Source organism: Acetobacter sp. DmW_043, assembly GCF_002153485.1.
GTDB classification, from domain to species: domain Bacteria; phylum Pseudomonadota; class Alphaproteobacteria; order Acetobacterales; family Acetobacteraceae; genus Acetobacter; species Acetobacter thailandicus.
In genome coordinates this window covers 59,922-82,147 of the sequence record NZ_JOMN01000015.1, presented here as the reverse complement: position 1 = coordinate 82,147, position 22,226 = coordinate 59,922, and the positions used below count along the sequence as shown (strand labels likewise).

The following is a 22,226-nucleotide window of genomic DNA, read 5'->3' as shown; positions in this document are numbered from 1 at the left end:
GTTTTCTGACTTAAACTTTTCAGACGATTATCATACCAGCGTCCCGCATTAAATTGTGGTGGCGCTGTTTGTGTGAAAGGACGGATGCATGGCTTCCGCGGCCGAACAACTGGCTGCCAACTTTAATGTGGGCTCCTTTGCAAAAGCTACAGAACTCAAAAAACGGATCTGGTTTACGCTTGGTGCGCTGATTATTTATCGCCTGGGAACCTATATTCCTGTTCCTGGTGTTGATGCGACGGTGATGGGGCAGCTTCTTGCTCAGAATCAGGGTGGCATTCTGGGCATGTTTAACATGTTCTCAGGTGGCGCTCTTGGTCGTATGACCGTTTTTGCTCTGAACATCATGCCCTACATATCAGCTTCTATTATTGTTCAGCTGATGTCGACGGCTTTACCTTCTCTTGAAGCTTTGAAGAAAGAGGGTGAGCAGGGTCGTAAAAAGCTTAATGAGTATACTCGTTATCTGACAGTGTTAATTGCTGTTTTTCAGGCTTATGGCATTGCCATCGGGCTGGAGACAATGCGAACAGCGACTGGTGCAGCTGCGGTTGTGCATCCTGGCGTTTTCTTTCTGGTTTCCTGTGTCATTACGCTTGTCGGCGGCACAATGTTCCTGATGTGGCTTGGGGAGCAGATTACGTCACGTGGTGTTGGTAACGGGATATCCCTCATTATTTTTGCTGGTATCGTAGCTAACCTTCCACAGGCAATGATGTCTCTGTTTCAGCTGGGTTATACCGGAGCACGTTCTCCTGTATTCGTCCCGCTTTTCTTACTGCTTGCAGCAGCGACAATTACCTTCATTGTCTTTATGGAACAGGCACAGCGCCGGGTTGTTATTCAGTATCCTAAGCGCCAGATGGGGCAGAGGATGTTTGGTGGTGACTCCACGCATATGCCACTAAAGGTCAATACGGCAGGGGTTATCCCTCCTATTTTTGCTTCTTCAGTTCTTCTGGTGCCGGCCACCGTTTCTGGTTTTATGAACGGTAAAAATATGCCGCACTGGCTCTCATTTCTTGGAGATGCACTGGGGCAGGGTCAGCCTCTTTATTTATTCATTTATGCAGCGATGATTGTGTTTTTCTCCTATTTTTATGCCGCAGTTACGTTTAATCCGCCGGAAACGGCTGATAATCTGCGTAAACAGGGAGGGTTTATTCCGGGTATTCGTCCCGGGGCCGCAACAGCTACATATTTTGACAAAATTTTGACTCGACTGACGACTATCGGCGCCGCCTATATGGTGCTTGTCTGTTTATTGCCGCAAATTCTGATTAGTCGTTACAATGTGCCTTTCTACTTTGGTGGAACAAGTCTGATCATTATTGTTTCTGTGACAATTGATACTGTAACTCAGGTTCAGTCTCATCTGGTGGCACACCAGTATCAGGGACTTATGAAACGTTCTCGCGGCGGAAGAAAACAAAGGATCTCTCGTCGATGAATATTATCTTTCTTGGCCCTCCCGGAGCAGGGAAAGGCACTCAGGCTAAACGTCTTGAAGAACGTCATGGGCTGGTGCAGATTTCTACCGGTGATATGCTGCGTGCAGAAGTTGCAAAAAATTCAGAGACCGGAAAACAGGCTAAGGCTCTTATGGAAGCCGGTAAACTTGTTCCCGATGCTCTGATCATTTCAATGCTGCAAAGCAGAATTGAGCAGCCTGATTGTCGTCATGGGTTTATCCTTGATGGATTTCCCCGTACTGCCGGGCAGGCAGAAGCACTTGATGCTATGCTGGCAGCTGACAACAAGACGATAGATGTCGTTCTGTTTCTCGACGTTGACGAAAATACACTGGCTGATCGTATAGCCGGGCGTTACACTTGCGTTAATTGTGGTACTACTTATAACGAAGTTTCCAGCCCTCCTGCAAAGGAAGGCACATGTGATGTATGTGGAAGTCATGACTTTAAAAGACGTTCTGACGACACGCGGGAAACTGTCGTAAAACGTGTTCAGGAATACCGTAATCTGACAGCACCGATTCTGCCTTTTTACCGGGAGAGCGGGCGTTTGCGGACCGTTAACGGCATGGCGCCTGCAGCGGAAGTTGCGGCACAAATTGAACAGTTTGTGACTAAATAGAAGCTTATCACGAAAAAGTGATCAGCTTTCGTTGACTTATTGTGGTGGCCGGTATATTTCGCGGCCACTAAGTGAAATCTGCTTTCCTGGTGAAAGCGCATGGGAATCTGTCTGTGAGGGCAGATTTTTACAGGAGTATAAGGCGTGGCACGTATTGCCGGCGTGAATGTCCCTAGCAACAAACGTGTTGTTATCGGGCTTCAGTACATATACGGGATTGGTGCAACTAAAGCTCAGCAGATCTGCTCTGCTGCTGGTGTTGCTGATGCAAAACGCGTTAATGAGCTGAGTGATGACGAAATCACAAAGCTGCGTGAACTGATTGATACCCAGTATCGCGTTGAAGGTGATCTTCGTCGTGAAGTCGCTATGAACATCAAGCGTCTGATGGATCTGGGCTGCTACCGCGGTCTGCGTCATCGTCGCGGTCTGCCGGTTCGTGGTCAGCGTACGCATACCAACGCTCGTACCCGTAAGGGTAAAGCTGTTGCGATTGCAGGTAAGAAAAAAGTTACACGCTAATCCGATTTGTTGAAAAACTCCGGATGGCTTTAGAGGGCTTCTGGGCAGGGACTGAGGTAAAAAAATATGGCGAAAGCCGCAGTGCAGCGCATTCGTAAAAAAGAGCGCAAGAACATTATTTCTGGCGTGGCACATGTTCTGTCCACGTTTAACAACACAATGATCACCATTTCTGACTCTCAGGGAAATGCTATTTCCTGGTCTTCAGCCGGTGCTCAGGGCTTCAAAGGCTCACGTAAATCTACACCTTATGCTGCACAGGTTGCTGCTGAGGATGCAGGTCGTAAGGCCCGTGAACACGGTATGGAAACGCTGGAAATCGAAGTTTCCGGTCCTGGGTCAGGTCGTGAAAGTGCACTGCGCGCGCTTCAGGCTGTCGGGTTCTCCATTACCTCTATTCGTGACATGACACCGGTTCCCCATAACGGGTGCCGTCCGCGTAAGCGTCGTCGCGTCTGAGAGTTGAAAAATCGGTGGCTGCCTGTTCAGCCACCATTTTTTCGGTTTGTGTGTAAGCTAGAGAAACTTCTGTTTAGCAGTTGTTCCTCCTATTGAAAGGCCGGTACCTTGGTCCTTCAGAAAAACTGGCAATCTCTGATCAAGCCTGAAAAACTTGAGGTTGAACCTGGAGTTGAACCAGCACGTATTGCAACAGTTGTTGCTGAGCCGCTTGAACGCGGTTTTGGTATGACACTGGGCAATGCACTGCGTCGTGTTCTGCTGTCCTCTCTTCAGGGCGCCGCCGTGACCGGCATTCAGATTGATGGCGTGTTGCATGAGTTCTCTTCAGTCGCAGGTGTTCGTGAAGATGTTACAGACATCGTTCTGAACATTAAGCAGCTCGCTCTGCGTATGCATGGCGAGGGCCCAAAACGTATGGTGCTGACGGCTACTGGCCCTGGCGAAGTACGTGCAAGCCAGATCCAGACAGGTCATGATATTGAAATCATGAACCCTGACCTGGTTATCTGTACGCTTGATGAAGGTGTTAAACTGGGCATGCAGTTCCTGGTCGGAATGGGCAAAGGCTACGTTCCTGCTGCGGCTAACCGTCCGGAAGATGCACCGATTGGTCTGATTCCTGTTGATGCGATTTACTCTCCTGTTAAGCGTGTGTCTTACAAGGTTGAGCCAACCCGCGTTGGTCAGGTAACAGACTTTGATAAGCTGCTTCTGACAGTTGAAACTAACGGAGCGATCTCTCCGGAAGATTCAGTTGCTCTGGCAGCTCGTATTCTTCAGGATCAGCTGCAGCTGTTTATCAATTTTGATGAGCCACGCCGCGTACAGCCTGAAGAGCCGCAGGATGATCTTCCCTTTAACCGGAATCTGCTGCGTAAGGTTGATGAGCTTGAGCTTTCTGTTCGTAGTGCAAACTGCCTTAAGAACGATAACATCATCTATATCGGTGATCTCGTTCAGAAGAGCGAACAGGAAATGCTGCGCACGCCTAACTTTGGCCGCAAATCATTGAATGAAATCAAGGAAGTTCTGACGTCTATGGGGCTTTCTCTGGGTATGAATGTGCCGGCCTGGCCACCGGAAAATATTGAAGATATGGCTAAACGGCTTGATGAGTCGTTTTAAGCCGTCTTCTTACGACTAGGAATAAACTATGCGTCATCGTATTGCCGGCCGTAAACTCGGCGTAACCTCAACTCACCGTGCAGCTATGTTTCGCAACATGGCTGTCGCACTGATCAAACATGAGCAGATTTCTACAACACTGCCAAAAGCGAAAGAACTTCGCCCGGTTGTAGAAAAACTGATCACGCTTGGTAAACGTGGTGATCTTCATGCTCGTCGTCAGGCATTCGCTATGCTGCGTGACGATGCAATCGTGAAAAAACTGTTTTCTACAATTGCTGATCGCTATAAAGGCCGCACAGGTGGGTATTCCCGCGTTATGCGTGCTGGCGTACGCTATGGTGACGCAGCAGATATGGCTGTTATTGAGCTGGTTGATCGTGATGTCAGCGCAAAAGGCCAGGACAGCGGTCCTCGCCCTGAAGTAACAGAAGATCAGGACATCGCAGCCTGATTTAAGGTTTTCATCACCAGAGGCTTTCAGTCTCTGGTGAGACCCTGCCGTTTTATCGTGTTTTCCGTAATCTGGTGATTACTAAAAATACTTTTTATCCCCTTTTGACTATTAATAAAAAATATATGCGTTTTTAATGCAGATTTCCTGTAATATTTAATACAGAAGCTCAGCGTGTTAATAATGTTCTGCTATGGGCATTTTTCATGTTTCATGAGTTATTATTTTTATAAAATTTTAGTATAATCGTTTTATCACAGACAAATTTGTGTAATGTCTCTGCAACACACAATGAATGGTCGTGAAAAAATGAAGCGATTTTCTTTAAAAGCGATACTGCTATGTGTTTTTACCGTGCAGATTTTCGCGTTTTCTGCCCGTGCAGCAGAACCAATCCGTATAGGCTATATACCTGTTATAGGCTCTTCCGCCCTTTTCGTAATTGATGGCAAGGGATGGGCACATGATGCCGGTCTGACCCTGCAGCCTGTACGTTTCACTTCTGGCCCACAGGCTTTACAGGCTTTGGTCTCTGGTCGGATAGATGCCTATGTGGCCGGTGTCCTGCCTTTGCTTCAGGCGCGCGCTCATGGTGTGGATGTTAAGGTAATTACAGCGGCCTCAGTCGAAGAGCTTGAAGTTATTTCACGGGGCTCTCTGGCTGCATTACTGACGCAAAATGAAGAAAAAACACCAGCATCTGCTGATGTAAAAACGCTTTTTGAAACATTTAAAAAGCAACAGTCTCGAAATGTGCGTATCGCAGCTCAGCCTCCCGGGTCTGTACCTGATACCGTTTTGCGGTACTGGCTGCTTCAGCAGGTAAAGATATCACCGCCTCTTACAAACAGTGTTTCTGTTGTCGGTGTCGATATTGATGCGGCACAGCAGGCTTTTCTGGCAGGGGCAGTTGATGCGGCTATTTTGCGTGAGCCAGCTTTGACCGTTATTCGTAATCGGTTGCCTGAGAGTAAAATTTTAGCCACCGGCCATGATCTGATGCCAGATCAGCCAGGTTCAGTGCTGGCCGTGGTTGCACCTGAAGACCCGGCACATCGTGACTGGGCACTGAAGCTTGGTCAGCTTTTTGTGCGCGCAACAACATTTTTATCTGAGCATCCTGAGGAGGCCGCACCTTTTGTGACGAAAGTACTGGGTGGGGGGCTTCTGAGCGAGAGCATTATGACACAGGCTCTCACTCATGCCTCATCGCACTTTATCAGTGATCCGCAACGCATTGTTAAAGGTGTGGCAGAGCTTCAGAACTTTGAAGCAGAGCAGGGGCTGCTTCGTAAGACTGAGCCTGTTGATGCGCTCTTTGACCTCGATATGTGGCGGCAGATTCAAAAGTGATCAGAAAAGTTTCGCACAGACGGCATATTTTACTTTCAGCAGTCGGGCTTATTGTTTTCTTTTCTGGCTGGCAGTTCGCCGTTACAAGTGGCGTCTTACCTTCCGGCATGGTGCCTGCTCCGGGCACACTCTGGCCCGCATGGCTTGATGAGGTGCGCAGCGGGTTCTGGCAGCAGGCGATTTGCGATAGTTTAACGCATTATGTTCTTGGTCTTCTGATCGGTTCAGTCTTTGGGGCTTTCCTTGGCATCTTGTGCGGTATGCTTGAGCTGCTTGATGGTCTTCTTGAAGGGGTCATCCGTCTGTTGCGCCCGGTGCCTGGCCTGGCATGGGTGCCATTTGCTATTTTATGGTTTGGCCTTAATACGGCTGGCGCAACATTTGTTATCGCTATTTCAGTGTTCTGGATCAATTTTTATGCGGCATATGGTGCCGTCAAGAGCGTTGATCCTGAACTTTACGAGCTTGCTGCCGCATTTGGCCATGGTCGCTTTCTGGCAGGTTTATTTAAGATTACGTTACCCGCTTCAGCACCTGGTATCATGGCTGGCTTGCGTACAGGCCTCGGGCAGGGGTGGATGTCAGTAGTAGCGGCCGAGCTGTTTGGTGTGCCGGGTATTGGTGCGCGTATGATGCAGGCTTCGAGTTTGCTCGCTACCGATGTTGTTGTTGTTTATATGCTGACAATGGCTTTGCTTTATGCCTTAACAGATTTTCTGTTTGGTTTTGTAAGAAGATACGTGCTTCGGTGGCAGGTATGAATGATGATCTGGTTGCTTCCCTCGACAATATAGGTTTGTCCTACGATCAGGGGGCTCATTTTATTCTGCGTAACGTAACACTTTCTCTCAGAAGAGGTGAGTTTGTTGCGCTGCTTGGCCCCTCAGGTGTTGGTAAGTCAACATTATTACGGGTTGTCATGGGGCTTACGGTCCCTCTGGAGGGAGCTGTTCATGAGGTCTCTGCCGCACCCGATCCCAGGCGGCGTAAGAATGCTCTGGTTTTTCAGGATGCCCGTCTTATCCCCTGGCGTAGTGTCGCTGCAAATGTGGCTTTTGGCCTGGAGGGGCTTGCTCTGACCAGGCAGGAAAAGCAGGATCGTATTGAGAGTGCTTTGCGTCTGGTTGGTCTGACTGCTGAGGCTGATCGCTGGCCACGTAAGCTTTCAGGTGGCCAGCGTCAACGTGTCGGGGTTGCGCGGGCTTTGACCGTTGACCCGGATCTTTTGTTAATGGATGAACCTTTTGGTGCTCTTGATCCGATTACACGCCATACTTTGCAGGATGAGCTTCTGAAAATCTGGGAGCAGACACATAAAACAATTTTGTTTGTTACCCATGATATAGAAGAAGCCTTAAAGCTTGCTACGCGTATTGTTGTTCTGGCCGGAGCTCCGGCAAAAATTGCTGGTTGTCTCAATGTTACGGCAGAAATGAAGGAAGCAGAGTCTGTTCCTTTCAAACAGGCCGTGTTGCAGTTGCGTTCTATGATTGCCGGTGTATCAGTTAACACAGCTAGATAAGAGGATCTGTAAAATGACTGTAAAAAGTGAAACGGCACAGTTTAAACTTGAAGAAGGGGTGGGCCGCCTTCAGGATGGTGCTGAGGGTTTGTTCAGCCAGGCCGGAGGCGGTAATGAAGCATCTGATAAATTTCCTTTTGCTGACGCAGTGAGAGATGTTGTCGTTGACAGACCCTTTGTGAGTCTGGCGGCAGCTGCATTTATTGTATTTTTTACAGGGCGTCTCTTACGTCGGCGCTGATCTGTTTTCTTTAGTTCTCTTTTTTACTTTTCTCTTTTGTTGGGATCACAAGATATGCTCAGGCTGGCACTTTTCTTTTTTATAGTCTCTCTTATCGCGGGTTTGTTTGGTTTTACCGGTATTTCGGCTGCGACAGCAGGTGTCGCTAAAATACTGTTCTTTATAGCCATTATCTTGTTTGTGGTGTTTCTTGTCGCTGCTTTGCTTTTTGGTCGGGCTATGGTGAAATAACCCTCCTTTCTTTTCATAAGAAGTCTCTGTCTTAAAAAAAGACAGAGACTTTTTTATTTCTGCTTCTTCACTGCCGCTTTTTGTTGTTCTTTATCGTTAGGCAGATAATTTTTGTCTTTCTGAATAAAGCTGGGCAGAAGAGGGATATCCCGTTGCATTGAATCTTTGTCGGGAATTTCTGAAGCGTCCCATCCTCCTCCCAGATTTTCGATCAGAGATACGCTGTCAATAATGCGTCCCTGCTGAATTTGCAGGGCAGTCTGGTCATTTGAAAGTGCAGTTGCTTCAGCAGTTACGACGCTGGTGTAGATTTGTGTACCCGCCATATACTGGTTAAGAGAGACCTGTACGGCACGGTTAGCGGCTTCAACTGCCATCTGCTGCTGATCGGCCTGCTGGGCGAGAAGGCGCAGGTTAGAAAGCTGATCTTCTACATTTTGTAAGGCTGTCAGAACGGTCTGACGATAATTTGCAACATAGTAATCATAGTTGGCTTCGGCCTGACGTACGTCAGCCGTACGACTTCCGCCGGCAAAAAGTGTTTCAGAGGCAGATGCACCGAGAGACCATGCGCGGTTGGCTACCTGAATGAGCGAACCAATAGGATCGCCTGCATAGCTGTAAGACGCACTTAATGTAACCTGTGGGTAAAAAGCTGCTTCAGCCGCACCGATCTGCGCATTATATTCCTCCATACGGCGCTCAGCTGCAGCAATATCCGGACGACGCTCAAGGAGCTGAGATGGCATGTAAACCGGTATTGCCGGCACCTCACGTGTCAGTGCACCGTGAGGAATGGATAAGTCGGCAGGGGCTTTCCCTATAAAGACAGCAATCGCGTGTTCATATTGCGCACGGGCAATTTTTGTGGCCGTGGTTTGAGCACGTGTTTGTTCCAGCTGTGTTTTTGACTGAAACAATGTTGTAGGGTCAGCCGTGCCGGCTTCATACTGGTTGTGAGTGATCTCGTATGAGCGCTGATAAAACTTTGTATTGCGGTCAAGAAGGTCAAAGAGACTGTCCTGATAACGCATATTAAAATAAGCGCTGGCAAGCTGAGCCTGGTATGAGAGTTTGGCATTTGCAAGGTCAGCTGCTGAGGCCTGGGTTTCTGAAACCTGTCCTTCGATCTGACGACGAATTCTTCCCCACAAATCAAGGTCCCATGAGGCAGAAGGACCAAGGCTATAGTTGTTCTTGGTTGTATTTGATGGCAGGGCCGCGACACTGTCAGACGTTCCACGCCCTGTACTCTGGCGGTTAAACGCAGCAGATGAACTCAGGGTTGGGTAGAGCTGTGCTTTAACAGCGTTAATATAAGCCCTGGCAGAACGATATCGTGCTTCATACTGCTTAACGTTCTGGTTATTAATGGCAACCTGTTCCTCCAGTTCGTTAAGAACCGGGTCGTGATACATTGTCCACCATGCCCCTTTAGGAATTTCAGCCGCACCAGGTGCCGCATATTTCCACCCTTCAGAGGGTTGCAGTTCTTTGAATTTAGCTGAGACAATGGCTTTAGGACGTTTATAGTCCGGTCCTACCATACAGCCCGCAAGGACCAGTGGGCCCAGAAGAAGGTATAGACGGCGAGAAAGCAGGTGGGAGAATAGAGGCTTCATCTTGTGTGTCTCAGCTGGCTTGCCTGTCATGATGATACGGGCCGCGGTTTAGTTTTGGGTTTTGGTCGCATACGGAGTTTATCAAGAAGGAGGTAAACAACCGGTGTTGTGTACAGAGTAAGTGCCTGACTGAGGATTAACCCCCCCATAAGGGCGATGCCGACCGGGCGGCGGATTTCATAACCATACCCATGTGCAAGGGCGAGCGGTAAAGCGCCACAGGCTGCAGCCAGTGTCGTCATAAAGATAGGACGAAAACGTAAAAGGCACGCCATTTTTATAGCCTGCAGAGCTGGCGTACCATCAGTGCGTTCGGTGTCGAGAGCAAAGTCGACCAGCATAATAGCATTTTTCTTTACAATGCCGATCAGGATAATAATTGCCAGCCCCGCGACTAAAGAAAGTTCCTGGCCAAATAATCGTAATGCAATAAGGGCACCTAAGCTGGCAGAAGGAAGTGTTGAAAGAATAGTCAGTGGGTGAATATAGCTTTCATATAAAATACCAAGAGTTATATAGACGGCAGCCAGAGCTGCTATCAGAGTAAGAGACTGGGTAACACCAGATTTTTTAAGTTGTGCAGCATTGCCGATAAAACTTCCCCGGATAGTGTGGGGCATGTGCATTCTGAGCTCGGCCCGGCGAATAATATGGATTGCCTGGCTGAGTGAAGTATGATCTGCCAGATTAAACGAAATGGTTGTCGCCACAGATTGTCCCAGATGGTTAACCGTCAGGGGAGCAATTGTGTCATTAATCTGAGAGGCAAAGGTTAAAGGAAGCATTGCTTCTTTTGATGTAGAAACAGCAGAACCATTTGATGCCCCGGTGCCACCGGCCAGAGAGTTCGCAATCTGGTTTTTAAAGGAGGCCTGGCTGAGATCAGCCTCTGTCGTACCACTGCCACCAGATGAGCTTGTTACGCTCGCTTTTCTGACACGAATAGTGTTTGATTTTGTACCACCACCGGCTGAACCACCAGAAACACTGACCCATACCTGTTTAAGCATTTCAGGTGAGGACCAGTAGAGCGGATTAGCCTCCATGATCACACGGTACTGATTCATAGAGTTATAAATAATAGAGACCGCACGCTGCCCAAAAGCGTCATATAATGTATTAGAAATCATTTGCGGGGTCAGATTAAAGCGGGCTGCTGTATCACGTGCTATGTGCACACCGATAGCAGGAGCACCTTCATCGACGTCTGATGAGATGGACTGAAGCTGTTTATGGCGCTGAAGTTCAGCCGTTAGTTTCTTAGTCCACTGGTAAAGCTCCTGAGCATCCCCTCCCTGGAGCGTATACTGATACGATCCGTCGCTTTGTCTGGCGCTTGAGTGAATTGTACCAGGCTCTACCAGAAACAGCTCTGCCCCTACGAGGTTTTTAAGCTTTTTTTCTATGCGGGTTATCATGTGGGCCCCCGTGTCGGGGCGTAATGTTTTATCTTTCAGGCGTAAAAACATAGTTGCGGCATTGAGGGCGTCATGTTGTCCACCCACAAAACTTGCAACGTCCTCAACATCCGGATCTTCGCCAATGATTTTCTGAATATAGAGCAGTTTTTGTGAAAGCTGGGCAAAAGATATGCTCTGGCTTCCCTTAACATGACCAATAACCAGACCAGTATCTGAGGTAGGAATAAACCCTTTCGGCAGACTGACTAAAAGAATAGCAATTAAAATAAATGATGCCGGCAGGGACCAGAGTGTAATGCGCCTGTGTTGCAGGGCGATTTCGAGTGTTGAGGCATACACTCTTTCAATCCAGGTCAGAGGGCAGAGAATGATATCAATAAATTTTTGTAGTGGCGGGCTGAGTTTTTTTCCGGTTTCATCATGTGCTTTAAGCAGCTGAGACGCCATCATTGGTGTCAGCGTTAATGACAAAATCATGGAGATAAAAATAGACACAGTCAGTGTCATTGTGAATTCATGAAACAGACGGCCTGAAAGTCCGCTCAGGAACATAATCGGTATAAAAACGGCAATGAGAGAGATAGAAATAGACACAACAGTAAAAGCGACCTCATCACATCCTTTCTGCGATGCCTCCCGGGGGGAGAAGCCCTTTTCAAGGTAGCGTGCAATATTTTCGACAACGACAATGGCATCATCAACAACAAAGCCGGTTGAAACCGTAAGCGCCATGAGGGACATGTTGTTGAGTGAATAGCCCAGCAGCCACATGACAGCGAATGTTGAGATAATAGAGGTAGGTACGACGAGTGCCGGAATAAGCGTCATACGAAGAGAGTTAAGGAACGCCAGAACAACAAGCGTGACAAGAATAACTGAAATAATCAGCGTAAACTCTGTGTCCGCCAGCGCGGCTCTGATTGTCAGAGAGCGGTCAAGCCCGATATGCAGATCAACACCGCCGGGCAGAGCACTGCGCATGAGTGGGATTTTTTGTCGTATTTTATCGATAAGCTCAATGACATTGGCATTAGCCTGAGGTAAAACCAGCGCAATGACAGAGTGAGCCTGACCAAAAAAACCGCTGTTGTGAATGTCCTCAACATTATTTTCTACGGTTGCGACGTCGGCCAGTCTGACCGGGCGGTTATTGCGCCAGGCAATAATAAGGTCACGGTAAGCTTTGGCATCGCGTGCCTGGTCGTTGGTTTGCAGGGTAAAGCGCACGCCATTATTATCTATAACACCTTTTGGGGTGTTCGCATTGGCTGAGGCCAGTGCTGCGCGAATATCCTCAAAACCGATACCATACTGAAAAAGTGGTTTGGGATTAAGCTCAACACGCACGGCCGGCAGAGAGCTGCCGCCAATATCAACCTGTCCTACTCCCTCAATCTGTGAGATCTGCTGCACCAGAACATTAGAGGCATATTCATACATCTGTGCCTGTGTATGTATATCAGAGGTCAGTGCCAGAACGTACACAGGTGCTGCGTTGGGGTTGGCTTTATAGTAATACGGGTTTGAACGCAGAGAGGTCGGCAGGTCGGCGTGGGAGGCCTGTAAAGCTGCCTGAATGTCTCTTGCTGCGCCATTAATGTCGCGAGACAGGTCAAACTGAAGAATAATACGGACTTCACCCTCAGATGATCGGGAGGTCATTTCTGAAAGTCCGGCGATCTGCCCCAGGTGACGCTCAAGGGGGGCCGCGACAGAACTTGCAATTTCTTCGGGAGACCCGCCAGGCTGACTGGCCTGTACAACAATAACCGGAAAATCAACATTCGGCAGGTCGGCAACAGGCAGGCGAACAAACCCCATAATGCCTGTCAGGACCATAGCCAGTGCCAGAAGGACCGTTGCAACAGGCCTTTCAATAAAAACGCGGCATACGCTGAATGGTTTTTCTGAGCTCACGGTGCTTCTGGCTCCGGCATGCTTTTGCCGTTACGCCAGGTTTTCCAGCGGTTACTCAATCCGTCGAGAGCCAGATAAATTACCGGAGTGGTAAACAGTGTCAGTATCTGTGACATAGCCAGACCGGCGATAATCGACAGACCAAGTGGATAGCGCAGTTCTGCTCCGTTACCGTGTACAAGTACCATAGGCAATGCGCCGAGCATTGCGGCAAGTGTGGTCATCAGGATAGGACGAAAACGCAGGAGAGCAGCCTGTCTGATCGCCTGCAGAGAGTCCATGCCGTATACACGGCTGGCTTCTAAAGCAAAGTCAATCATCATGATGGCGTTTTTCTTTACAATGCCTATCAGCAGGACAATACCAATAATACCCATGATATCGAGCCCAGCCCCTGAGATCATGAGAGCCAGAAGTGCGCCGATAGCAGCAGAAGGCAGAGTAGAAAGAATAGTAACCGGGTGGATAAAACTTTCGTAGAGTACGCCAAGTACAATATAGACCGCCACAAGTGCTGCACCGATCAGAAAAAGCTCATTTCCCAGGGAGCCTTCAAAAGCTGCTGCTGTGCCCTGAAATGATGTCTGAAAAGACGGAGGGAGCTTAATGTCTTTTTCTACTCTGCGGATAGCGGCTGTAGCATCCCCCAGCGAGTATCCGTCCGACAGGTTGAACGAAATAGTCGTGGCCGGAAACTGGCCAAAATGTGTGATCAGTAAGGGTGCAGTCTTATGCTGAATTTGTGTTACCGCAGGTAAGGGCACCAGACCGGATGTTGGTGAACGGGTCGGGCCCGATACGCTCTCACCAGAATTGCCACTAATGCCAGGCAGATAAAGCTGGTTGAGAGATTTCTGGCTGGTTTGAAGCAGAGGGTCTGCTTCCATAATTACACGGTACTGGTTGGCTTGTGTGTAAATGGTTGAAATCTGGCGCTGACCAAAAGAATCATAAAGAATATTATCAATTGTCTGGGGAGTAATTGAGTAACGCGCGGCCGTTGTACGGTCGAGCACAACCTTAACAACCAGTCCCTGTGCCTGAAGATCTGACGTGACTTCAGAAAGTGCCGGCTCCTTACGCAGACGTTGCAGCAGAAGCGGGATCCAGGTGTCGAACAGCTTTGGATCGGGGTTTTCAAGCAGAAACTGATATTGTGTGGCAGTTACTGTTGTATCCAGTGTCAGATCCTGAACCGGCTGCATATACAGTTTAATACCAACAACTTTCGCTGTAGTTTGTGACAGGCGACTGGCAATTTCTGCTGCACTGCCGGAGCGTTGCTCCCGATCTTTAAGATTGATCAGAAAACGCCCCTGATTAAGGGTAGAGTTTTGTCCGTCAATGCCAACAAAAGAGGAGAGGGAGGCGACATCAGGGTCTTTAAGGATGATACGTGCCAGTTCCTGCTGGTGCTGTTTCATACTTTCAAAAGAAATGCTCTGAGAGGCCACCGAAACGCCCTGAATAACACCGGTATCCTGATCAGGGAAAAAACCCTTGGGAATAATAATTGCCAGCACGCATGTCAGAACGACCGTAGCTGTGGCGACACATAATGTGAGGCCACGATGTTCAAGAACGATATCCAGCCCGCGACCATAGAAAGCAATGAGGCGCTCAGTTGCATTTTCAACACTCTGAGACCAGCGCTGAAAGGCCGTTTGGGGGAGGTGCGGGTTATGAATGCGCTCACTGAGAATATAAGCACACATCATGGGGACAAGTGTCAGAGACACGATGGCTGAGAGTATGATGGTCACAGCCAGTGTCATGGCGAATTCATGAAAAAGCCGTCCGACAACATCTCCCATAAACAGCAGCGGAATAAGAACTGCCACCAGTGAAATTGTGAGTGATATAATAGTAAAACCGATCTCACCGGCGCCTCTTATAGCGGCGGTCATACGGTCTTCACCCAGCTCGATATAGCGCGAGATATTTTCGATCATTACGATGGCATCATCGACAACAAAACCCGTTGCGATTGTCAGAGCCATGAGAGAAAGATTATCGAGCGAGAAGCCCATCAGGTACATCACAGCAAATGTGCCGACGATTGACAGGGGAACAGACAGGCTGGGGATAATCGTTGCAGGGATATTACGCAAAAAGATAAAAATGACGCCTACTACGAGGAGCAGCGCCAGAAACAGCTCAAATTCAACGTCTGCGACTGAAGCCCTGATTGTGGTCGTACGGTCAGTGAGGGGTGTAATATCAATGCCGGGAGGTAATGACAGACGGAGCTGAGGGAGGGCTGCTTTAATATTATCGACAACATCAATGACATTTGCTCCGGGCTGACGCTGTACGTTCATAATCAGAGCAGGAGTCAGATTGGCCCAGGCTGCCAGCTGGCTATTTTCAGCACCGATGACAACGCTGGCGATATCCCGTACGCGAACCGGTCCGCTGTTCTGATAGGCAATAACCTGGTTAAGCAGCATATCCACTGAGGAAATCTGGCCATCTACGCGTAATGTAACAGCCCGTTCCTGACCGTTAAATGTGCCGGTCGGAGAGTTAACGTTGACGTTGCCAATGGTGGTGCGCAGTGTATCCATGTCCACACCATAAGAGGTGAGTTTTGGCACATTAACGCGCACACGAATGGCCTTGCGGTTGCCTCCTGACAGAGTTACGAGACCAACGCCCGAAATCTGGCTGATTTTTTGAGACAGACGTGTATCCACATAGTCTTCAACTTCAGGCAAGGGAATTGTCGCTGACGTAATGCCCAGAGTGATAACCGGGGTATCAGCAGGGTTAACTTTTGCATAAACCGGGGGCGCAGGCAGGTCGGAGGGAAGAAGTGAGTTGGCGTTATTAATTGCGGCCTGTACTTCCTGCTCAGCAACATCCATTGTCATCGACAGGCTGAAGCGCATCGTAATGATGGATGCGCCACCTGAGGAACGTGAGGTGATCTGATCAACACCTGACATCTGCCCGAACTGTGTTTCCAGCGGAGCCGTGATTGATGTGGCCATAACCTCCGGTCCGGCCCCGGGATAGAAGGTCTCGACTGTGATAGTCGGGTAATCAACCTGCGGTAGTGCTGAAACAGGCAGAAAATAATACCCCAGCATGCCCGCCATCATGATGGCGATCATCAGAAGAGTCGTGGCAACCGGTTTGCGTATGAAGAGAGCTGAAGGGTTCACGGTGTTGAAGAGCCTGGAGAGAGGTCAGTTTTCTCAGCGACCGGAATAGTCACATGCGTACCAATACGCAGGTGGTCAGTGCCATCAGTGACGACACGCTCCCCGCCTCTCAGACCTGAGCTGATAACCGTTGTGGTTTCGTTTGAAACGCCGGGAACAACTCTTCGAATATCAACGGTGTCATTGTTATTGACAATATAGACAAAACGTCCTGAAGGGCCGGTTTGTAAAGCATTTGACGGCACAAGAACGACATTATCGAGGGTTTTAACCAGGAGATGAGCATTCACAAACTGGTTAGGAAATAAATGTTCATTTTCATTGGCAAAAATTGCGCGCAGGCGCACTGTGCCTGTTGAGGTATCAATCTGACTATCGAGAGCGCTAACAATACCATCGGCAATTTTATGTGTGTTAGAGCTGTCCCATGCAGCAACCTTCAGCTCTCTTTTCTCTCTTAGCTGGGTTGCAACCTCAGGCAGCTGCTCCTGCGGGAGTGTAAAGACAACCGAGATGGGTTGCATCTGTGTCAGAATGGCCAGTCCGCCTGATTGCCCGGCAGACAGAAAATTCCCCCGGTCAACTGCACGGATACCAATACGGCCATCAACAGGTGCAACAATATGACAGTAAATAAGCTGTAGCTTTTCACTATCAACCTGAGCCTGGTCAGCCTTTACTGTTCCCTCAAGCTGTTCAACCTGAAATTGCTGGTCACGTGCTGTTTTTGCATCGATACTGTCCTGTTTAATCAGGCGCTGGTAGCGGGCATTATCAACGCGAGCCTGGCCAAGCTGGGCCTGATCACGTGCAAGCTGTCCTTCATATTGCTCGAGCTGAACCTGGTAAGGGCGCGGATCAATAATTGCCAGAAGGTCCCCTTTATGTACGTGCTGCCCTTCAGTGAACAGAACATCAGTCAGGTACCCTTCGACACGTGTCTGAACAGTGACGTTTGTAATGGGGACAACCGTACCCAGTTCAATCAGGTTGACAGGGATCGACCCGCGCCTTGCAGCGGTCACAGCTACAGGTTGAGTATCATCATTTTCAGAAGAGGTATTACCTGGCTGATTCTTTGGGTGTGAGGGTGCGTGAAAAAAGCAGGATTTCACACCCAGAGCCAGCAGGCATACAACGGCAATAATAATAATCGTCCGCACCGTGATCCGCTTATCTGAAGATGGCGGCTCTGGTGGCGGTGACATATGTTGAGGGTAATCTGTGAGATCATTATCCATAAGAGGGTCAGTGTCATCCGCCAAAGTTATTGTTGCCCGCCTCAGTGCAGGAGTGCTTCCCTGAGGAAGGGCCGGGTATTTCACTGATGTGAAATTCAGTATCAAAATACCATTCTCGTTTAAACATAAAGCATACGTATCGTTGTTTCGCAACTATTACTTTGATATTTTTATATAATTTTTATTTTTATACATACCTTATGTTTTAAATAAATATTTATCAGGCAGTAGAAGTAAATTTTTAATACATAAATAAAAATATAATCCTTATAATTAAAAAAAATCAATTTTGTATTATTATAATTTCTTATATTTATTTAAACAAAACATCATTTATTAATTTATTTTTAGATTTTGCATTTTTAATATAAAATTAAAATTTAATTAACATTTTATGTTTTTTGGGGAGGCTAAAGTGGTTGAGTTACTTAATTTTTATTCCATATCATTTAGTTATATCTCTTTTGTTGAGGAGTAGTCCGGTATTGTGCGGCAGTCTGAAGGCCGCAAGTGCGGCAACTGAAGAAACAATACCGACAATAACAAAAGATGCTGCAAAATCTGCTGCGGCCGGAACTGTATTGTGATGAAACTGCGAAGAAAAAGTTAGTGTTCCTGCCGCAATTGAAATGCCAAAGGCAACGAGTATCTGTTCCATGGTTGAGTAAAAACTGGTTGCGCTGCTTATCCGTTGAGGGGGGACGTCAGAATAGGCGATGGAATTATAGGCGGAGAATAAAACTGCCTGACAGACGCCTGCTGTAAAAATAATCAGCATAAGTCCCCATAATGCTTCTCCTCTGTGGAAGAACGTAATGAGTGTGCCAAGAATGGCAGCTGAAAAGCCGTTGAGCATAAGAGTGTATCTGAAGCCAAATCTGCGCAGAAGGCGCGGTATGAAAGGTGTCATTGCAATAGCACCGATGGGTGCGAAGGAGATCATGATGCCGCTTCGGGCGGGTGTCAGTCCGGCAATGCTTTGTAAAAATAAAGGTAGCAGAAACGGGAATGCTCCCAGAGCAATGCGTGAGGCGCCGGCTCCAATAAAAGCCAGTCTGAAAATTTTCAGCCTGAGAAGAGTAAAGTCAAGAAATGGATTGTGCGTGTAGCAATTATATAAGCCGGCACAGCCGGCGCCGGTAGCAAAAAGCGCGAGTGATATGAGTTTGGATGCCTGGTTGTGGCTAAATAATTCAATGGATATTGCGATGCAGGTCAGTCCGGATGCAGTAATGATAAATCCTTTTATATTGAATGATTTTGCATTTTTTACTCTTATTTCAGGTACAAATTTATAAATCATAGGAATTATTATGAGGCAAAAGGGTATGTTAATATAAAAATCCCATCTCCATGAATAATATGTAGTAATAAAGCCACCCGCGGCCGGGCCGAGAAGAGGGCCGAGCGCGACGGGCAGCATCATCCATGTCATGGTCGAAACCAGCTTATCTTTGGGCGTAATGCGCAGGATAATGAGTTTCCCGACCGGAAACATCAGGGCGCCGCCAAAGCCCTGTAATGTTCTCATAGCGACAAGAAAGCTGAGGCTTTGTGCTGAGGCGCAGGCAACAGAAGCAGTAATAAAAATAAACAGCGCCATACAAAGGGTGGTGCGGCTGCCCAGTCTGTCTGCCAGCGGGCCGGATGCCGGAATAAAAATGGTCAGGCCGATGAGGTACGCCGTTAATGTGGCTGACGTGTCAACTATACTGACGTGAAGGGTATGAGCAATAGAGGGCAGGGCTGTTGTTAGTATTGTTGCGTCAAGCTGCTCCATAAAAACAGTGCTGGCTATAAGTAAAACGATAAGAGGTAAATTAAGAGGCTTTTGCATAATTAATCATGAACTCGTGTAGGGTATTGGTAGAAAAAGAGTGGATTCAATATGTGGTATTAATAAAATTTAAGTGTATGCTGATGGTCGTTAACCACAGAATGGAGAAAAATCCAGATGGCTGATGATAAACTTAAAGTCGTAGCGAATAAAGTTGAAGGACTGGCTACGGAAGCTAAAGGTCGCGCTAAGGATGCGGTTGGTGGTCTGACAGGTGATATTGGTCTTCAGGCTGAGGGTAAGTTTGACCAGTTTGCCGGTGGCGCCCGTCAGGACTTTGCCGATCTTTATGAAGAAGGTGAAGGGTTTGTAGAAAAAGCCACAACTTTTGTACGTGATAAACCTCTTCTTTCTCTGGGGATTGTATCAGGTGTTGCTCTTATTCTGAGCTGGCTGATTTTCCCGCGTAAAAAAAGTTCCTGAACTTTTTTTTGATGCGACTCTTGCCCTGAGTCGCAAAAAGTGATTCTCCTTGCTTTACGGAGTCGCGATTGGTACGACTCGTGAAATAACATCGAGTCGTACCATGACTGATGAAAGCAGGGGTAATGCCGGATCTGACACGGGAACTTCAATATGGCGGCCGCGTAGCCGGAGTGGACGAAGTTGGCCGTGGTCCTCTGGCAGGTCCTGTTGTCGCTGCGGCCGTTGTTTTCGGTGCCGGTGTGCCAGACGATCTGGCAGCGATCATTGATGATTCCAAAAAACTTAAGCCTCAGTTACGTGCGTTTATAGCTGCGCGTTTGCCTGCGGTTCCGGGTGTTGAAATTGGCCTGGGGGCTGTTTCTGCTCCCGCAATAGATCGCCTTAATATTCATAATGCGGCTCATCTGGCTATGCAGCGTGCCGTCGCGCGCCTGCCTCGTTTGCCAGATCATGTGCTGGTTGACGGTAATAAAAAACCAGATTTCGGGTGCAGTGCGGAGTGCCTGGTCGGCGGTGACAGCCTTAGCCTGTCCATCGCGGCGGCTTCTGTGATCGCTAAGGTCACGCGCGACCGCATTATGAACAGCCTTGATCAGCGCTGGCCAGCTTATAGATGGGCGAAAAATTCAGGTTACGGCACAGCGGTGCATCGTCAGGCACTGATCGCATCAGGTATTACCCCCCACCATCGCAAAACATTCGGCACAGTCCGTAAACAATTCGAACTTTATTATGCAGGAGAGCAGGTATGAGCGGCGCAAAAACGGTAGATAAAGAGCTGCCGCTGGATCAGATTCTGTGTGGTGAATGTGTGGAAGTCATGAAAACGCTTCCGTCAGGCTCAGTTGACTGCATTTTTGCTGATCCGCCATATAATCTGCAGCTGCGGGGTGAGTTGCGTCGCCCGGATGATACGCTTGTTGATGGTGTTGATGATGACTGGGATAAATTTTCAGACCTGCAGGCATATGATAAATTCACACGTGACTGGCTGAAAGAAGCGCATCGCCTGCTTGATAAGGACGGTACGATCTGGGTAATCGGCTCTTATCATAATATTTTTCGTATTGGTGTCATCCTGCAGGATCTGGGGTTCTGGATTCTGAATGATATCGTCTGGCGTAAATCCAATCCTATGCCTAATTTTCGTGGGCGGCGTTTTACCAATGCACATGAAACGATGATCTGGGCCGCTAAGAGCGAAACCAGCCGTTATCGCTTTAACTACCAGGCGATGAAGGCTCTTAATGATGATGTGCAGATGCGCTCTGACTGGTGCCTGCCGTTGTGCACAGGTAACGAGCGGTTGCGTAACGAACATGGGCTGAAGCTTCATCCTACGCAAAAGCCTGAAAGTCTTTTGCACAGAGTGCTGCTGGCTTCCACGTCAGTTGGTGATGTTGTGCTGGACCCGTTTACAGGCACCGGCACAACACCTGCAATGGCCCGCCGCTTGCGTCGTCGTTTTATCGGTGTTGAACGTCATCCTGATTATATTGCCGCGGCGCGTCAGCGTGTTGCGCAGGAAGTGCCTCTTGCTGAAGATGCCGTCGTGACAACACCAGATAAGCGTGAAGCGCCAAGGGTTCCATTTGGTAGCCTGGTCGAGCAGGGGCTGCTTGATGCCGGAACCATGTTGTATGATAAGAAGAGACGTATTCGCGTTGTTGTTTCACCTGATGGTACGGTTATCAGCGGCAATAAGCGGGGCTCTATCCATAAAATGGGTGCTGCACTGACAAACGCCCCGTCATGCAATGGCTGGACATTCTGGCATTTCGAACGTGGTGGTGAGTTGCTGCCTCTTGATGTTTTGCGTCAGGAAAGTCTTGCTCTTACTGCTCAGCTCATGGCTGAAGCACCTGCAGCTGCAGCAGGTTGACACAAAAAAGCCGGGGAAGAAATTTCCCCGGCTTTTTCTGAACTGATTTAACTGCCGCTAAATCCCAGGAAGCCAACGGATGGCTGTGGTTTCCCGCCCGACTGGTCGGGTAATTTCCCAGGTTTTGCAACTGACTTTTCAGGTTTTATTTTTCTTCCTGAGTCAGGCTGGTCTCCTGATGAGGCAACGGTTTCTTTGACAGAGGATACCGTTGATGCACGGGTATTTTGTCCACGCATCGACAGAAGAAGAAATGTGATGGCATTTCTGTTCATGTCAATCGACATCTCCAGGGGGGTCTGCCCCAGGATGTTGCGCCCGTTCAGATCTGCTCCGCGGTTGATTGACTCTTTAGCAGATGGCGTACTGCCACGGTTAATGGCATCAAACAATGCTGCTGTGGGCTCGATATCACCACTGCCATGTTCATCCTCGCCGTCTTCTTCTGCCGCGCCAGGAATGGCTGATGGCGGAGCAGCTCTTTTGGCAGCTTTAGCAGCTTCGGCTTTCTGAGCAGCTTCAGCCGCCTCAGCCTGTGCTTCCTGGTCACGGGCGCTCTGAGCGTGTGAAAGATCCGGCAGCACCGTAAGAAAAAAACCAGAACACGCTATAACGAGAGGAAAAGTACGCAATAAACGTGTCATCATGTGTCCATGCAGGGAATAATATCTCCTGACTCTAGCACAACGGGTGTGATGATCCAAGGATA

Annotated in this window: 20 protein-coding genes; 14 read left to right on the top strand and 6 right to left on the bottom strand. The window is 48.4% G+C overall.

The features are described 5' to 3' along the window. Positions 1–88: 88 nt before the first annotated feature. The 11 genes from secY (at position 89) to HK11_RS05670 (ending at position 8,004) form a co-directional block, all read left to right on the top strand. Positions 89–1,450 (top strand): preprotein translocase subunit SecY, encoded by a 1,362-nt coding sequence (gene secY, locus HK11_RS05720; RefSeq protein ID WP_086554380.1) that lies wholly within the window; start codon positions 89–91, stop codon positions 1,448–1,450. After that, on the top strand, positions 1,447–2,094 hold the full coding sequence (locus tag HK11_RS05715; RefSeq protein ID WP_086554379.1) for an adenylate kinase: 648 nt from the start codon (positions 1,447–1,449) through the stop codon (positions 2,092–2,094). The genes secY and HK11_RS05715 overlap by 4 nt, the downstream gene beginning before the upstream one ends. A gap of 144 nt (positions 2,095–2,238) precedes the next feature. Continuing rightward, a complete protein-coding gene (gene rpsM, locus HK11_RS05710) occupies positions 2,239–2,616 on the top strand; it encodes a 30S ribosomal protein S13 (protein WP_086554378.1) in 378 nt (125 codons plus the stop codon). A gap of 66 nt (positions 2,617–2,682) precedes the next feature. After that, positions 2,683–3,075 carry a 30S ribosomal protein S11 gene (gene rpsK / locus HK11_RS05705; RefSeq protein ID WP_086554377.1) on the top strand — a complete coding sequence of 131 codons (393 nt, stop codon included), beginning with the start codon at positions 2,683–2,685 and terminating at the stop codon, positions 3,073–3,075. 108 nt (positions 3,076–3,183) lie between these two features. Further along, positions 3,184–4,203, top strand: a complete 1,020-nt coding sequence (locus tag HK11_RS05700; protein ID WP_086554376.1) for a DNA-directed RNA polymerase subunit alpha — start codon at positions 3,184–3,186, stop codon at positions 4,201–4,203. Positions 4,204–4,231: 28 nt separating this feature from the next. Then, positions 4,232–4,657, top strand: coding sequence for a 50S ribosomal protein L17 (gene rplQ, locus HK11_RS05695; RefSeq protein WP_086554375.1), 426 nt, complete (start codon positions 4,232–4,234; stop codon positions 4,655–4,657). Positions 4,658–4,930: 273 nt separating this feature from the next. Next, positions 4,931–6,010, top strand: a complete 1,080-nt coding sequence (locus tag HK11_RS05690; RefSeq protein ID WP_369822922.1) for an ABC transporter substrate-binding protein — start codon at positions 4,931–4,933, stop codon at positions 6,008–6,010. Beyond that, the gene (locus HK11_RS05685) at positions 6,007–6,771 is read left to right on the top strand and encodes an ABC transporter permease (protein WP_086554503.1); all 765 of its coding nucleotides are present in this window, start codon (positions 6,007–6,009) and stop codon (positions 6,769–6,771) included. The genes HK11_RS05690 and HK11_RS05685 overlap by 4 nt, the downstream gene beginning before the upstream one ends. Then, positions 6,768–7,532 carry an ABC transporter ATP-binding protein gene (locus HK11_RS05680; RefSeq protein WP_086554504.1) on the top strand — a complete coding sequence of 255 codons (765 nt, stop codon included), beginning with the start codon at positions 6,768–6,770 and terminating at the stop codon, positions 7,530–7,532. The genes HK11_RS05685 and HK11_RS05680 overlap by 4 nt, the downstream gene beginning before the upstream one ends. Before the next feature lie 13 nt (positions 7,533–7,545). Then, on the top strand, positions 7,546–7,773 hold the full coding sequence (locus HK11_RS05675) for a hypothetical protein (RefSeq protein WP_086554374.1): 228 nt from the start codon (positions 7,546–7,548) through the stop codon (positions 7,771–7,773). A 54-nt stretch (positions 7,774–7,827) separates the two neighbouring features. After that, a complete protein-coding gene (locus HK11_RS05670; RefSeq protein WP_086554373.1) occupies positions 7,828–8,004 on the top strand; it encodes a DUF1328 domain-containing protein in 177 nt (58 codons plus the stop codon). 53 nt (positions 8,005–8,057) lie between these two features. Here the strand turns inward: HK11_RS05670 and HK11_RS05665 are convergent, their stop codons facing one another. The 5 genes from HK11_RS05665 to HK11_RS05645 form a co-directional block, all read right to left on the bottom strand. After that, positions 8,058–9,626, bottom strand: a complete 1,569-nt coding sequence (locus tag HK11_RS05665; RefSeq protein WP_086554372.1) for an efflux transporter outer membrane subunit — start codon at positions 9,624–9,626, stop codon at positions 8,058–8,060. A gap of 26 nt (positions 9,627–9,652) precedes the next feature. After that, positions 9,653–12,964 carry an efflux RND transporter permease subunit gene (locus HK11_RS05660; RefSeq protein ID WP_255375967.1) on the bottom strand — a complete coding sequence of 1,104 codons (3,312 nt, stop codon included), beginning with the start codon at positions 12,962–12,964 and terminating at the stop codon, positions 9,653–9,655. Beyond that, the gene (locus tag HK11_RS05655; protein ID WP_086554371.1) at positions 12,961–16,131 is read right to left on the bottom strand and encodes an efflux RND transporter permease subunit; all 3,171 of its coding nucleotides are present in this window, start codon (positions 16,129–16,131) and stop codon (positions 12,961–12,963) included. Before HK11_RS05655 ends, HK11_RS05660 begins: the two co-directional genes overlap by 4 nt. Next, on the bottom strand, positions 16,128–17,372 hold the full coding sequence (locus HK11_RS05650; protein ID WP_086554502.1) for an efflux RND transporter periplasmic adaptor subunit: 1,245 nt from the start codon (positions 17,370–17,372) through the stop codon (positions 16,128–16,130). Before HK11_RS05650 ends, HK11_RS05655 begins: the two co-directional genes overlap by 4 nt. 445 nt (positions 17,373–17,817) lie before the next feature. After that, positions 17,818–19,209, bottom strand: coding sequence for an MFS transporter (locus HK11_RS05645; protein WP_086554370.1), 1,392 nt, complete (start codon positions 19,207–19,209; stop codon positions 17,818–17,820). A 117-nt stretch (positions 19,210–19,326) separates the two neighbouring features. Between HK11_RS05645 and HK11_RS05640 the strand changes: the two genes are divergently transcribed. The 3 genes from HK11_RS05640 (at position 19,327) to HK11_RS05630 (ending at position 21,517) form a co-directional block, all read left to right on the top strand. Next, a complete protein-coding gene (locus tag HK11_RS05640) occupies positions 19,327–19,632 on the top strand; it encodes a CsbD family protein (protein ID WP_086554369.1) in 306 nt (101 codons plus the stop codon). 110 nt (positions 19,633–19,742) lie between these two features. Then, entirely contained in the window at positions 19,743–20,387 is a 645-nt protein-coding gene (locus HK11_RS05635) for a ribonuclease HII (protein WP_198943233.1), read from the top strand. After that, on the top strand, positions 20,384–21,517 hold the full coding sequence (locus HK11_RS05630; RefSeq protein ID WP_086554367.1) for a site-specific DNA-methyltransferase: 1,134 nt from the start codon (positions 20,384–20,386) through the stop codon (positions 21,515–21,517). The genes HK11_RS05635 and HK11_RS05630 overlap by 4 nt, the downstream gene beginning before the upstream one ends. A 47-nt stretch (positions 21,518–21,564) precedes the next feature. Here HK11_RS05630 and HK11_RS05625 read toward each other — a convergent pair whose 3' ends face one another. Then, the gene (locus tag HK11_RS05625) at positions 21,565–22,164 is read right to left on the bottom strand and encodes an ankyrin repeat domain-containing protein (protein WP_233133338.1); all 600 of its coding nucleotides are present in this window, start codon (positions 22,162–22,164) and stop codon (positions 21,565–21,567) included. Positions 22,165–22,226 lie beyond the last annotated feature (62 nt).